Annotated in this window: 12 protein-coding genes and 1 pseudogene; 10 read left to right on the top strand and 3 right to left on the bottom strand. The window is 43.4% G+C overall.

Annotated features, from left to right (window positions below; translation table 11 throughout):
- Positions 1-380 precede the first annotated feature (380 nt).
- The 3 genes from A8140_RS19465 to yegD all read left to right on the top strand — a co-directional run bounded on the left by A8140_RS19465 (position 381) and on the right by yegD (position 3,003).
- Positions 381-701 (top strand): DOPA 4,5-dioxygenase family protein, encoded by a 321-nt coding sequence (locus tag A8140_RS19465; RefSeq protein ID WP_005431478.1) that lies wholly within the window; start codon positions 381-383, stop codon positions 699-701.
- Positions 702-936: 235 nt separating this feature from the next.
- A complete protein-coding gene (locus A8140_RS19460; RefSeq protein WP_005531534.1) occupies positions 937-1,563 on the top strand; it encodes a hypothetical protein in 627 nt (208 codons plus the stop codon).
- An 87-nt stretch (positions 1,564-1,650) separates the two neighbouring features.
- Positions 1,651-3,003 carry a molecular chaperone gene (yegD, locus tag A8140_RS19455; RefSeq protein ID WP_005531536.1) on the top strand — a complete coding sequence of 451 codons (1,353 nt, stop codon included), beginning with the start codon at positions 1,651-1,653 and terminating at the stop codon, positions 3,001-3,003.
- A 261-nt stretch (positions 3,004-3,264) separates the two neighbouring features.
- On the opposite strand, the gene A8140_RS19450 is transcribed toward yegD, so the two are convergent.
- Together A8140_RS19450 and A8140_RS19445 are read right to left on the bottom strand one after the other, a co-directional pair.
- Positions 3,265-3,741: a copper chaperone PCu(A)C gene (locus A8140_RS19450; protein WP_005531538.1), complete on the bottom strand. Its 477-nt coding sequence runs from the start codon at positions 3,739-3,741 to the stop codon at positions 3,265-3,267.
- 85 nt (positions 3,742-3,826) lie between these two features.
- Positions 3,827-4,288, bottom strand: a complete 462-nt coding sequence (locus tag A8140_RS19445; RefSeq protein ID WP_033000132.1) for a hypothetical protein — start codon at positions 4,286-4,288, stop codon at positions 3,827-3,829.
- Between the two features lie 376 nt (positions 4,289-4,664).
- Here A8140_RS19445 and A8140_RS19440 point away from each other — a divergent pair, with 376 nt between their 5' ends.
- From A8140_RS19440 to A8140_RS19410, 7 genes and pseudogenes are all read left to right on the top strand, one after another.
- The gene (locus A8140_RS19440; RefSeq protein WP_005531542.1) at positions 4,665-5,705 is read left to right on the top strand and encodes an adenine nucleotide alpha hydrolase family protein; all 1,041 of its coding nucleotides are present in this window, start codon (positions 4,665-4,667) and stop codon (positions 5,703-5,705) included.
- Positions 5,706-5,966: 261 nt separating this feature from the next.
- Positions 5,967-6,092 (top strand): annotated as a pseudogene (locus A8140_RS25855) (sensor histidine kinase); the annotation flags it as partial.
- Positions 6,093-6,222: 130 nt separating this feature from the next.
- Positions 6,223-7,152 (top strand): SRPBCC family protein, encoded by a 930-nt coding sequence (locus tag A8140_RS19430; RefSeq protein WP_005531544.1) that lies wholly within the window; start codon positions 6,223-6,225, stop codon positions 7,150-7,152.
- A gap of 133 nt (positions 7,153-7,285) precedes the next feature.
- Positions 7,286-8,593, top strand: coding sequence for an alkaline phosphatase (locus A8140_RS19425; protein WP_005531546.1), 1,308 nt, complete (start codon positions 7,286-7,288; stop codon positions 8,591-8,593).
- Positions 8,594-8,987: 394 nt separating this feature from the next.
- Positions 8,988-9,815 (top strand): alpha/beta fold hydrolase, encoded by an 828-nt coding sequence (locus A8140_RS19420; protein WP_005531548.1) that lies wholly within the window; start codon positions 8,988-8,990, stop codon positions 9,813-9,815.
- A gap of 348 nt (positions 9,816-10,163) precedes the next feature.
- Positions 10,164-10,595, top strand: coding sequence for a GNAT family N-acetyltransferase (locus A8140_RS19415; protein ID WP_005531550.1), 432 nt, complete (start codon positions 10,164-10,166; stop codon positions 10,593-10,595).
- Positions 10,596-10,723: 128 nt separating this feature from the next.
- Positions 10,724-11,251, top strand: a complete 528-nt coding sequence (locus A8140_RS19410; RefSeq protein WP_005531552.1) for a GNAT family N-acetyltransferase — start codon at positions 10,724-10,726, stop codon at positions 11,249-11,251.
- 421 nt (positions 11,252-11,672) lie between these two features.
- On the opposite strand, the gene A8140_RS19405 is transcribed toward A8140_RS19410, so the two are convergent.
- Positions 11,673-12,119: a hypothetical protein gene (locus tag A8140_RS19405; RefSeq protein WP_005531554.1), complete on the bottom strand. Its 447-nt coding sequence runs from the start codon at positions 12,117-12,119 to the stop codon at positions 11,673-11,675.
- Between the last annotated feature and the right edge of the window lie 9 nt (positions 12,120-12,128).

Below are 12,128 nucleotides of genomic sequence, written 5' to 3'. Positions count from 1 at the left end.
CCGCCTAATCCAGTGATGAATCTTGGTATAACCAGATATAGTAAGTGTAAACAAATTGTTAAATTGTGCTTTGATTTGAGTTTTCTTCATCAGTAAAATTTCGCTTACACCGTGCTTTTCTAGGATAAAATACTGCTTTTAAGAATTGTACGATTTCAAAGTTGAAGGGATTCACTGAGCTTGACACGAAATTTGTAATAAAATTGTTTTGTGAAATTTCACACATTGCACGATTTATCAGCAGTTTGAGACGATAATGTCGTAACACGTTAATCTCGTTGTCACGCTTTGACGATCGAACGACACTTGTGACTTCCCAATGTCATAGAATGAAGGTAGTGTGACGAAAAATTAAAGCCTGTGATACACATGGAGAAGTTATGTACCACGTTCATGTTTACTTTCCGCTTCAACAACAAGATAAAGCTCAAGCGCTCAATGAGATCATTCGTCAGGAGCGCCAAGATGTTTTGCGAGTATCTCCGTTAGTGTGCAAATTAGTCGGCCCGCACAAGATGCCAATGTTTGAACTGCATATTGAATCGGTCAGTGATGAGTTTCTTGCTTGGCTTGATACCATTAGAGGTGGCTTTTCCGTCCTAATTCATCCAGTCAGCGACAATGAGCTTCGTGATCATACCGAGCGTGCGATTTGGTTGGGGCGTGAACTTGGTGTGTTTGAAGAAAAGCTCGAAGTATAAATCATTCGTATAGGCCACTGCTTTCCCTCCCAGTGGCCTGTCTAGATACAGCAATTCCGTCCATCGTGTGCTAAACCTTAATAACGGTACTGATAAAGTAGTCACTGCCGTTGTGAGTACATTTAAGATGTTTAACAATGCATTAAAACAAGATTAAGCACAAAAACAGGGAAGTGCAGTTTACGACCCCAACGCCAATGGCAGTGGAAAAGGACATTTCTGGAGGGGGAAGGGTATGCTTACAATACTCTTAGTTGCACTTGCGCTGTATATTTTTTGGCTATTGTTTCGCAATGGTCCTGCATTTGCTGAGCGAGTGCCAAACAAAAAGCGTAACTGGGTTGGACCCACGTCGAATCAAAAAGAATGGCAGGGCTATTGTTCCGAAGTCTTTCAGCCGTTCAGTTCTCAAACCACCTTTTATGCCATCGCCTATTTTGCCAACTTTGTGGCTGCAGCAAACGCCATTTCTTGGTCGATCGTGTACGAAGGGGACTATTCCATCATCATAAGCCGCTTTGGCAGCTATTTTATCCTCAATACTCATGATGCCTTTGTCGTATCTGGGTTTGTCGCACTGGCGTGTTTCATCATTAATTGGCAATTGGCGGTACATTGCGCCGGGATCATGAGTCAGTATTTGGTGCGAATCCTGATCATCAATCGTACTCGATTTGTCGCGATCAGTTTGGTGTTCTGCAGTTACTTTGCGTACTTGCTGACAGTCGGCATTTTCTGGTTGTTCCACGACGGATACTCCATTTGGCATGGGCTTACGCTCACTCCGGTATTTCTGCTGTTGGCTTTGTTGCTTGCGGTTGTGTTGCCGTCGGTGAAGAAAGAACCAGCTGAAAAAGAGTAAGCGCCACTTATTTCATTGAGTTGCGGTAGTAATTCCACTGAGGTTGAGGTAGGATCGCCGACCTTTTTTTCGTCAGTGGGAGGACTTATGTATATTGGCTTTGACTACGGCACCGCGAACTGTTCGGTGGCGAAAATGGAACAAGGTGAGCCGCAACTTTTAAACCTTGAAGGGAATAGCCCTTACATTCCTTCCACCCTTGCTGCACCAACGCGTGAGTCGGTGTCTGAACACTTGTTCCGTCATCGCAGTATTAAACCATTCGATCAGGTTGGTGAGCAGGTTTTGCGTCGCTCGATCAACCTTAATCGTGAAGAAAGTATTGAACTTGAGCCAGAAGACATGGCGTTTGGCCAAGCGGCATTGAATCGCTACTTGGAAGATCCTCGCGATATCTACTACGTGAAATCACCAAAGTCTTTCCTCGGTGCTTCTGGTCTGCGTGATGTTCAGCTGAGTTTCTTTGAAGATCTGGTTTGCGCCATGATGGACAACATCAAAGCGCAAGCAGAGAACAGCGCACAACAAATCATTACTGATGCGGTGATTGGTCGTCCGATCAACTTCCACGGTCGTGGCGGTGAGACGGCGAACATTCAAGCGGAAGGCATTCTTTTAAGAGCAGCGAAACGCGCTGGTTTTCAGAATATTGAATTCCAATTTGAGCCCGTAGCCGCAGGTCTAGAATACGAAGCAACGCTAACCGAAGATAAAACCATTCTGGTGGTCGATATTGGTGGTGGTACGACAGACTGTTCTTTGATTCAGATGGGACCATCTTGGCGAGGTAAAGCTGACCGTACATCGAGTCTGTTGGCGCACAGTGGTCAACGTATTGGTGGTAACGATTTGGATATCGCGTTGGCGTTTAAACAACTGATGTTCCCATTCGGTATGGAGAGCAAGATGGAATCGGGCATCATGATGCCAACCACACAGTTCTGGAACCCAATCGCGATTAACAATGTGGAAGCGCAAAACGATTTCTACTCACGTGAGAACTTAGCGGCGTTGAAACTGCTGCACAAGCAAGCGCAAGAGCCTGAGAAGCTGGCTCGTTTGCTAGAGGTTTACCATGAGTCGCTGGGCTACAACATCGTGCGTCGCGCAGAAGAAGCCAAAGTCGCGTTGTCTGACCAAGCGTCTTACCGTGCGGGCATTAACTTGTTGTCTGAGCTGATTGAAGTCGATGTTCAACGTGATGAGATGATCGAAGCGATTGAATCACCGAAGAATAAGATGACGGCTTTGGTTACTGAAGCAGTAGAGCAAGCGGGCGTGAAACCGGATGCGATCTTTATGACAGGCGGTTCGGCACGTTCACCTATTTTGCGTGATGCAGTGCAGACAGTATTGCCAAACATTCCTGTGGTGAGTGGCAACTACTTTGGCTCGGTCACCGCAGGTCTTGCGCGCTGGGCAGAGGTTTGCTTTAAGTAAGACGGAGTTAGCTGTGATTAGATTCCTGATCTCGCCTAGGCTCGTTGGAATGACGAGGGTGGAGTTTGGCTAATGTGCCGAGAACAAAGCTACTCAAACTTTGGAAGAAGATTAAATAGGGTCATTCCCTAGAGCGAGGAACGAACGAGTAGGGAATCTCTAAAGTGCACATCAGTACAATCAAATGTGCACACGGCTAGAATCATAGGTACCAAAAGCAAAAGAGCCCGCTGAAGTAGCGGGCTCTTTTCGTTTCAGCGATTAATGATGGTGCGTATGCTTCTCCATGTGGTCTTTCTTCTCAACCGCCATTTCTACTTCCACTTTACCTGCTTTTTTGAACGTCAAAGTCACAGGGAAACGGTCGCCTTCTTTAAGCGTTTGGGTTGGGTTGAAGATCATTAGGTGGAAGCCGCCTGGCTTGAATTCCACTTTTTGCTGAGGCTCTACCACGACTTCATCAATCTTAATCATCTTCATCATGCCGTCTTCTTTCGTGTGAGTATGAATCTCCACACGGTCAGCAATCGGTGTTGAAGCCGCAATCAGCGCGTCATCAGCGTCACCTAGGTTGCTTAACTGAAAGAAACCGCCAATCACAGGGGCATTTGGTGGCGCTTCACGGCTCCAAGGATGATCGATGTGAATCTTTCCTGCTTCGTATTCGTGAGCAAGGCTTAGTGGGCTTAGCATAAAAGCGATAAGGGCGATGGCTGTGGTTTTGATTGTTTTAAGCATTAGTGTTTTCCTTATGAAATTTGGCTTCTCCGATTCGAAAGTTCGATCGGCTTAATAGTTGTTTTCGTGTGCCACATGCAGAGCATTAGGCGAGGAAAGCACAAGGCGGTGATTGTTTTGGTGCGACGTGTTTATAGACTTGTTTGCCACAAATCGCGAATTGGTAATGTATGAGCGTGTTCTTAGTGCGCCTTAGCCAAGAAAGCGTAGCAAGGTAAAGTCCTAGCGCGACAGAAATAAAGAACTGAGCCGCTTGCAGTAGCGGACACTCAAATTGAAATCCATCATGCAGATTGAGGCCTTGGATAAAGTCAGAGTTGGGTAGAGCGTTCGCTTGAATCAGCTCATTGATATCCACCCACTTAAAGCCGTCTGCGGTACACAGCAATACTTTTTCGTCTTGGACTTGGCTCAGCCAGTTATCACGGTGAATTTGTGTTGGATTGAGGGCGACGTTGGATGTGAGGTACAACTGAAACAGCACAGCAATGATTATTGCGACTGCGCTTACTGCCAACTTTCCTTGTTGTGTTCTGAGTGTATCCATACGACGCGATAGTGAGAATTTTTAACGCGGCGATACTAACAAACGAATAATAAATTGTAACTATCCGTTTATAAAACGGTGATGTGAGTGTGTTTTATTTGTTCTATGGTGGTTTGTTCTGAGACGCGAAATCGCAAATACCCTTATCTGGCTGCGGCTCCAAATCATTGTTGAACTGAATGTTTCAAATTTAGCTGGTGGTTTTACGTGCTAGAATCGTGCTTATTCGATTCAAAGTGACTATCTATTCTTCACTTGTTTTCCATTAACGGAATTATGACAGTAATTTAATAAAGGATACTGTATCCTCCGAACCTTTGTAGTTGCTTGAAGCGCCCGTCATATAAGGGCTGCGGAATCTTAAGAAATTTCTCCAATGAAATACGAACAACAGATCGGATATCGATATCCTAAAGGTCGATTTGCTATGGTGAGCGTGTACGCGTTTACTGGCGCTGCGATTTTAGCATCGACTATTTTTTCTCTTTTACTGTTTTTGTCGATTGACGAAAACCCAATGATGCAGGCGCTATTTGGCGGTTTGGCCATCATCTTTGAAGCGGGTAAGTTTTACGCTTGGTACGAATATGGTGAGCGTCGTGCACACAGAAACTACACCGGGGCCCTAACGGCGTTAGTGTTCTATTTGGTGTTGGCTGCCATTTCTATTGGCGGCAGTATCGGCGGTATTAACAGTGCGACCAACAGTGCCCAAAGTCATATCTCTGTAGAACAAGCGAAAGTGGAAGCGTACAACCGTCAGATTGCGTCAATCGATAAGCAGATTGAACTGAACAACATGGCGGCGCAAAAGTACATCGAGATGGAGCGTATCGCGACAGGCGTAACGCGCATTCAAGAGCAGAACAAGAAACTACGTGAAGAGCAGCAACGCTTGGCAACAGAGCGAGATAGCTTACCGCCAGTGGCGCAAGGTTCCGTGATTGGCTTGATCGACAGCTTAGCGAAAGCATTTGGAACGACATCTTCCCAAGCGCAGTTGGGCTTGGTGGTGTTCTTATCTATCTTGTTGGATTTCTTTGCTGCTTTCTTTGTGGGTTTGATTGGTGAAGAGAACCGCTTCCGTCATTTCTTCCGTCGTAACGATGGTATAACGCTCGCAAATGTTCGAGATATTGAGCCAGAGCCAGCAGGATACCTGCCTCATATCAAAGAGGAAGCTGAGCCGGAAGTGCAACAAGAGCTTGAGCCAGAAGAGCCCAAAGCATTATTAGAGCAGGTGAGTGATGCGTTAAAAGGTCACCAAATCACTTGCACTAAAAAGGCAGTAGCCAAGCAGTTCAGGCTCTCGGCAGAAGAAGTCGATAAAGTGTTTGAAGAACTAGCCGAACTTGGCTTAGTCGGTAAGAAAGCCAACCACCATTACCACTGGATTGGTCAAACCGAAGCGGCGTAAGCATCGTGAACTAAAAACAAAAGAGCGTCCAGATGGACGCTCTTTTTTTATTGACTGTATATCTATTATTCACAGCAACCGGATTTTCACAGCAATCAGAAGTTAATTCGTGATGACTTTCTTGGTTGTGTTTTTGATTGATTTTTTCTCTTACTCTGGCGTGGCTGCGTCTACCGCTTTGCCAGCCAGTCCATCATCGGGTAGGGCTTCTTTACCAGCATCGACGGTGATGTTTTTCAACGCTTCTCTTGGTGTACAATGACCGCCAACACTAACTACGGATGTGGCTTAGTGATCGTTGAACGTATTTGTGAAAACATGAGTTGGCCGTTTGAACTCAATGATGATGGTATAAGGTTTACTGCCAAGGTCGATTTTTATTCCTAAACCTTGTTTACCTGTTTTGAAAGCCAGAGAACATACTCTGGCTTTTTTGCATCTAACTGCAAGTAAAACAAGAAATAAGTGTGATATCGATTAGACTCAAAAGAGCCAACGTGAATTCAGAGGAGTGGTTATGCTCTCATATCAGGTCAATCGAAGTATCGAGATAGAAAAAACACAAAGTGAAATCATCAACTATCTAAAAGATTTTACTCGTTGGCCTGAGTGGTCGCCGTGGATCATTCTCGAGCCAGACTGCGAACTCACTTATAGTGATGAGCAAGGTGTGGTAGGGACAGGGTATCAATGGCACGGAAAACGAATAGGTACTGGTGCCATGGTTCTCGAAAGTACTCAAGAGCATCGATTGGATATGGAACTTCACTACTTTCGGCCGTTAACAACTCATGCGAAAGTTACTTTAATCGTGACGCCGTCACAAGAAGGTTGCACCGTCGAGTGGTTAATGCAATCACGTGTACCTTGGTTCTTATTCTTTTTAAAAAACGTATTTAAGTCCATGACAGAAATGGATTATGACCGTGGCTTACGTATGTTGAAAAGCCAGTTGGAAACAGGGCAAGTGTTATCCCTGCTCACTGATTTGGGTTCCCGAAAACAAAATGAAGTCAGCTACATTGGTTTATCCGGTGCGGGTACGATTTCTGATCTTGGTCCCATGGTGCAATCGCATGTGGCGCGATTGTATGAGATGGCAGAGCAAGAAAACCTGTCTGTCACTGGTGAACTATTTTGCTACTACTTATCAATGGACATGAAGCAAGGATACTTTGAGTTTATTACTTGTTTACCTGTCAAAACTGGCGTTGTCGCGACTGGTGAGTTTGTTGCCGGAACCATTCCCGAGAGTGAAACCTATGTGATTGAACACAAGGGAGAGTATCAATTTTTGGGTAATGCATGGTCGTATGCGATGAATCTCACACGGTACAATGGTATCAAAGTGAAGACCCAACCGTTGGGCATTGTACGCTACCTTGATAACCCGAGTGACACTGACAAAGCAGACTTGTTGACTGAGGTTATTTTATTCAAGAAATGACGTGCGTTGTAAAACTATGAAGCAACGCCATGTTTCATCCTAAGTACATGATAGTATTGGTATACAAATTAGAACGATACATCAAGCTGATGTGCGCCTTAATGGCTACATCGCACTATGTCATGGATGAGATATGAGACTTAAATACTCCCTAATTACCGCGAGCCTCTTTGCTACCCATTCTTACGCAGGTGACGCGCCGAAGAACATCATCTATATGATCGGTGATGGCATGGGGCCAGCCTTCACGACCGCTTATCGCTATTATCACGATGACCCAAATACAGATGAAATAGAGCCGACGGTTTTTGATTCTATTTTGGTTGGTATGGCGAAGACCTATCCTGATGATGCGACTTACGTTACTGACAGTGCTGCAAGTGCTACCGCTTTGAGTACCGGTGTCAAAAGTTACAACGGTGCTATCGCAGTGGATACGGATAAGAAGCCGATCAAAACGATGTTAGAGATGGCGAAAGAGAAGGGCATGACCACTGGTTTAGTGGCTACATCGCAAATTAACCACGCAACACCTGCAAGTTTTGCCGCTCACAATGAATCTCGCCGAAACTATGACGATATCGCCAATGATTACATCGACAATAAAGTGGGTGAGAAATTACCAGTCGATCTACTCTTGGGTGGTGGTGTTCGCTATTTTGATCGTGAAGATCGTAATTTAGTTGAGGAGTTCAAGCTGCAAGGTTACCAATACGTTGCGGACTTTGGTCAGCTTCCTGCACTGCAAACCTTACCGGCCTTAGGCTTGTTCGCGGATGAGGCATTTCCCTTCGCATTGGATGAAAATCCCACTCGCCTAGAAGAGATGACCAACAAAGCGCTTTCTCTATTACAACGTCAAGACAATGGCTTCTTCGTGATGATTGAAGGTAGCCAAATCGACTGGTGTGGGCATGCAAACGACATTGCGTGTGCAATGGCAGAAATGGATGATTTTGCTAAATCCATTGAGTTGGCTAAAGCGTATGTTGATGCTCACCCTGATACTTTATTGGTGATCACCGCTGATCACTCAACTGGCGGCTTAACAATTGGTGCGAATGGGCAGTATCAGTGGGACACGGAGGTGATTAAGGGTGTTCACAAAACCGCATGGCCTTTGGCGATGTCTCTTGCGCAATCCCACAACATGATCGCGACATGGAATGAGTCGGTCGATTGGCCATTATCCAAAGAGCAAGGTCGAAAGCTGGCATACGCTAAATTGAGTGAAGAGCCAGCTAAAGCCCTCTACAAGGAGGTGAAAGCGATCATTAATGAGAAGAGCTACACCGGTTGGACGACAAAAGGCCATACTGCCGTTGACGTCCAAGTGTTTGCTTATGGGCAAGGTGCGGATAAGTTTGTTGGTTCGCAAAATAACACTGACATCGCGAAGAAGTTAATCAGTTTTATCGATATTGATGCTAAATTATTATAAGTGTCTGATTTTTTTGGTTTTGCCTGTTTTTGGGGAAGCATGAAAAGACGAGAAAAGCCGACTAAATCAGACTATAACCGAGATTTGCCGCCACTTTGTCGCCACACCGGACAACTTTAAAGTTATGATTCCCAAGGTTTAGTCGCCAAATTCCTTTTGTCTTAGCCGTAGGTTTGTATCGGGATAGGCAAACAATTTTTGTTTCAGTGGCATTTCTGAAATTCCCATCACGCATTTGAATTCAAATTCAGGTTGTTGTCTTTTGGTGATTTAAACACGGTTTGCAACAAAACGATGTGCGTCAGCTCTTTCAAAGAGTGCTGGTACAAGAAAACTTCTTACCTGTGCTAACAAATGTTATGAGCATCGAGCTCGTCAATGAAAAGGATATTACATGCTTGTTAGGAAATATGGTGCCGGAAAGAAAACGGTGATTTTAGTTCACGGGGGTCCATCACTTTATGGTTATATGGAAACTTTAGGAAAAGAGTTACAAGACGATTTTATAGTGGTTGATTATGCACAGAGAGGTACTTTTAACTCTCCTGTGCATGGACCAATTACAGTAAACACTCACCTTGATGATTTATTAGAAATAGTAAAGGAAAACGCTAAAGATTCTAAGGTCATTATAATAGGTCATTCTTGGGGAGCGAATGTTGCGTTATTAGCAGCGGCTGAAAGTAGCGATGATATTGAGAAATTAATACTAATCGGAACATCGGCTCTCAATGACGAATTAAGTGATAAGCATCAAGATTCTTTAAACTCCCGTTATACTGACGCTGTAAAGAGAAAATTAAGTGAAATCCAAAATCAATTAGAAAAAGAACTGACGATAGACGAAGTTAATGAGGTTATGGAGCTTAGGCTTTCCTTAACTAGCCCTTTTTATCACTTGGATTCTAAAGTAGAAGAGTTACTTCCCGAGTTGAAATGGAATTTCAAAACATTTAGGCAAAGCATAGATTCACTTTGGGATTTGATTGATAGTGGCAATATACCATCCATTTTAAAACGGATTAAAGTACCAGTTATCGCCTATCAGGGAGATAGTGACCCGTTTCCTTACAAAGAAACATTCGAATTTTTAAGTGAGAATATTTTAAATATAAAAACATATAAGATTGAGAACTCGGGTCATTTCCCTTGGTTAGAACCAACGTCAAGATATCAGTTTTTGTCTTTATTAAGAGATGAGCTAAAAAATAGAAAGTCCTAAGAGATAAAAAATTGAATAGCCACCGACTTGATAGACACAAGGAAACTCGACTTTGACTAAGCAAAACTTATCCAATTGAATTATTTAGAGTTCTGACTCTAACGCGTTAGTGTCCAAAACATTCACAGGTTGAATTTTTACCCGTGGCATTTTCTAGCTCGAAAACCATATTGCTCCGGCGCCGCCAGAGTAATACGGAAACTTTCGGTAATTTCTGAAGTTCACATCCTAATCGCAAGGCAATACGGGCATTAGATTGAGCGTGAGTATAATTAGCGTTACTATTGGTTGCATATGATTAGGGGAAATATCCGTCGATAAAGCGTTAGCCGTCAAAATGGAGAAAACATGGAAGTACAATTTTTAGAGAACAATTCTGATTACGAGTCAGTCCTAGAAGTGTTGTTACAACTTCGCCCAAATTACAACTTAGATACTTTGTCTGGTCAGATCGAGAAGCAGCAATCAAATGGTTACCAAGTCGTCTATGTCAAATCGCCAGAAGGTGTACTAGCAGCAGCAGGCTTTAGCGTAGGTGAAAAGCTTGCTTGGGGTAAGCATATTTACATTGAAGACTTGGTAACTAATGCGCAATTTCGTTCGAGTGGAGTAGGTAAATTTATTATCGATTGGTTTAAAGCATATGCTTTAGAAAGCGGTTGCGAACAAATACATTTGGATTCTGGTGTTCAGCGTTTTCCAGCACATAAGTTCTATTTACGCGAAGGTTTCAATATCGCTAGTCACCATTTTTCTATAGTTGGCGTTCAAAACGGCTAGCCGATAAGGATTAACCGTTGCTTAGCCAACGTTAAATCCCAAGTGTTTAACAAGCCCGAGCATTTATAAAGTAAATTGTGCTCTATAAGGGGGGCGGGGCGTTATGCCTACAGTAAAATGGAAGATTTATGGAAAGATTCATATCTAAGGATATAGTCCTAAGGGAGTTAGAAGTTTCAGATGCTTCAGCGCTTCTCAATGCTGTTGAATATAGTAGGGTGAACTTATCAAAATATATGCCTTGGGAAAAGAGCATTGTAGATCTTACTAGTGCTCAATCTTATATCGAAAGTCGAGTAAACAGTGGTGACGAGGGTTCAGAATGGTTCGCAATATATTTTAAAAACCAGTTTGGTGGCGTTTTCGGGATAAAGTCAATTGACTTTGACTCTAAAGCTTGTGAATTGGGCTATTGGCTTTCTGACAACGCAAGAGGCAATAGAGTTATAGGGCAAGTATTGGATGTAGTCATCCCTTATTTATTGAACGATCATGCCGTTCGAGTAGTTGAATTCTATTGTTTAGAAAGCAACTCGGCTAGTATCAAGATCGTGAAGCGTGCGGGTGCAACGTTGAAGCGGAAAATATGCAACACATTAGATGTGCCTAACAAAGAACAATTAATGTGTATCTATGCGTTAGAAGTGCAGGCATAACAAGCGTTAAAGGTTTCAAGATATAGTTTTTAATCGAATATGGTTATGTTAGTGCAATAGGACTAACTGATTTCTGTCCAAAAATGAGTTTCAAATGTTTGTAACTGGAAAACGACAAATGAATCCTTTTATCAGGCCTCATATTAACTATCCTAATTGATGTTAGAGCACATCAAATATCAGATATCGAGTGGTTACATGGGACAATAAAACTATCGCCATCTTGTCGCCATCTCTCAGTTTATTTTGTTGTAAATTATTGTTTTATATCTGTTATTTTTACCCTTCGATAAAGCCCCCAGTTTTATTCAGTAGGCTCTCAACTCAATAGATCTAAACTGTCCGCTTCTCGTAAGCGAAAAGAAAATGCCTCAGCATGTACTGAGGCATTTTTTATAGGCCAACTTCTCTTGTTAGAGAATTATTGTGCACGGTATTTACCGCTGTTTAGTTCAATTTTAGACGCTTTTACGCGACTGTCAGCATTTAGGTAATCGCTGATACCCAGCAGATCTTGACCTTCCGCAGCTTTGAATACGGCTGATTCACCTTGTGCAAAGACGACGTCAAGTTTGAGCTCTTTAGCTACTGCCTTAGCATCGGCTGGGCTTTTCACCGTAACAAAGATAAGGCCCGTTGCTTTAGATACGTTACTAAACGCATTCTTAAACACCTCGTCACCAGCGTGTAGCTCTGCCGCTTCGGCAAGGCTATCAACAGAAAGCTTGCGGTAATCTTGGCCGTTAATTTGTACGGCATCAGATGCGACAAACAGTTCAGGTGTCGGTTGCTGAGCCAATTGTTGCTCTGCTTGTACAGCCGCTGCAATTGTCGATAGAGCCAGAATAGAAAATGTCATAAATTTCATGTGAATGAC

Source organism: Vibrio campbellii CAIM 519 = NBRC 15631 = ATCC 25920 (assembly GCF_002163755.1).
Classification (GTDB): domain Bacteria; phylum Pseudomonadota; class Gammaproteobacteria; order Enterobacterales; family Vibrionaceae; genus Vibrio; species Vibrio campbellii.
The sequence above is the reverse complement of the archived record's forward strand: the minus strand, read 5'-3'. Positions and strand labels throughout refer to the sequence as shown.

Coding starts and splice junctions, on each gene's coding strand:
- A8140_RS19415 (WP_005531550.1), top strand. CDS start 10,164: ATGGAAGTACAATTTTTAGAGAACAATTCTGATTACGAGTCAGTCCTA.
- A8140_RS19420 (WP_005531548.1), top strand. CDS start 8,988: ATGCTTGTTAGGAAATATGGTGCCGGAAAGAAAACGGTGATTTTAGTT.
- A8140_RS19440 (WP_005531542.1), top strand. CDS start 4,665: ATGAAATACGAACAACAGATCGGATATCGATATCCTAAAGGTCGATTT.
- yegD (WP_005531536.1), top strand. CDS start 1,651: ATGTATATTGGCTTTGACTACGGCACCGCGAACTGTTCGGTGGCGAAA.
- A8140_RS19445 (WP_033000132.1), bottom strand. CDS start 4,288: ATGGATACACTCAGAACACAACAAGGAAAGTTGGCAGTAAGCGCAGTC.
- A8140_RS19450 (WP_005531538.1), bottom strand. CDS start 3,741: ATGCTTAAAACAATCAAAACCACAGCCATCGCCCTTATCGCTTTTATG.
- A8140_RS19405 (WP_005531554.1), bottom strand. CDS start 12,119: ATGAAATTTATGACATTTTCTATTCTGGCTCTATCGACAATTGCAGCG.
- A8140_RS19430 (WP_005531544.1), top strand. CDS start 6,223: ATGCTCTCATATCAGGTCAATCGAAGTATCGAGATAGAAAAAACACAA.
- A8140_RS19465 (WP_005431478.1), top strand. CDS start 381: ATGTACCACGTTCATGTTTACTTTCCGCTTCAACAACAAGATAAAGCT.
- A8140_RS19410 (WP_005531552.1), top strand. CDS start 10,724: ATGGAAAGATTCATATCTAAGGATATAGTCCTAAGGGAGTTAGAAGTT.
- A8140_RS19460 (WP_005531534.1), top strand. CDS start 937: ATGCTTACAATACTCTTAGTTGCACTTGCGCTGTATATTTTTTGGCTA.
- A8140_RS19425 (WP_005531546.1), top strand. CDS start 7,286: ATGAGACTTAAATACTCCCTAATTACCGCGAGCCTCTTTGCTACCCAT.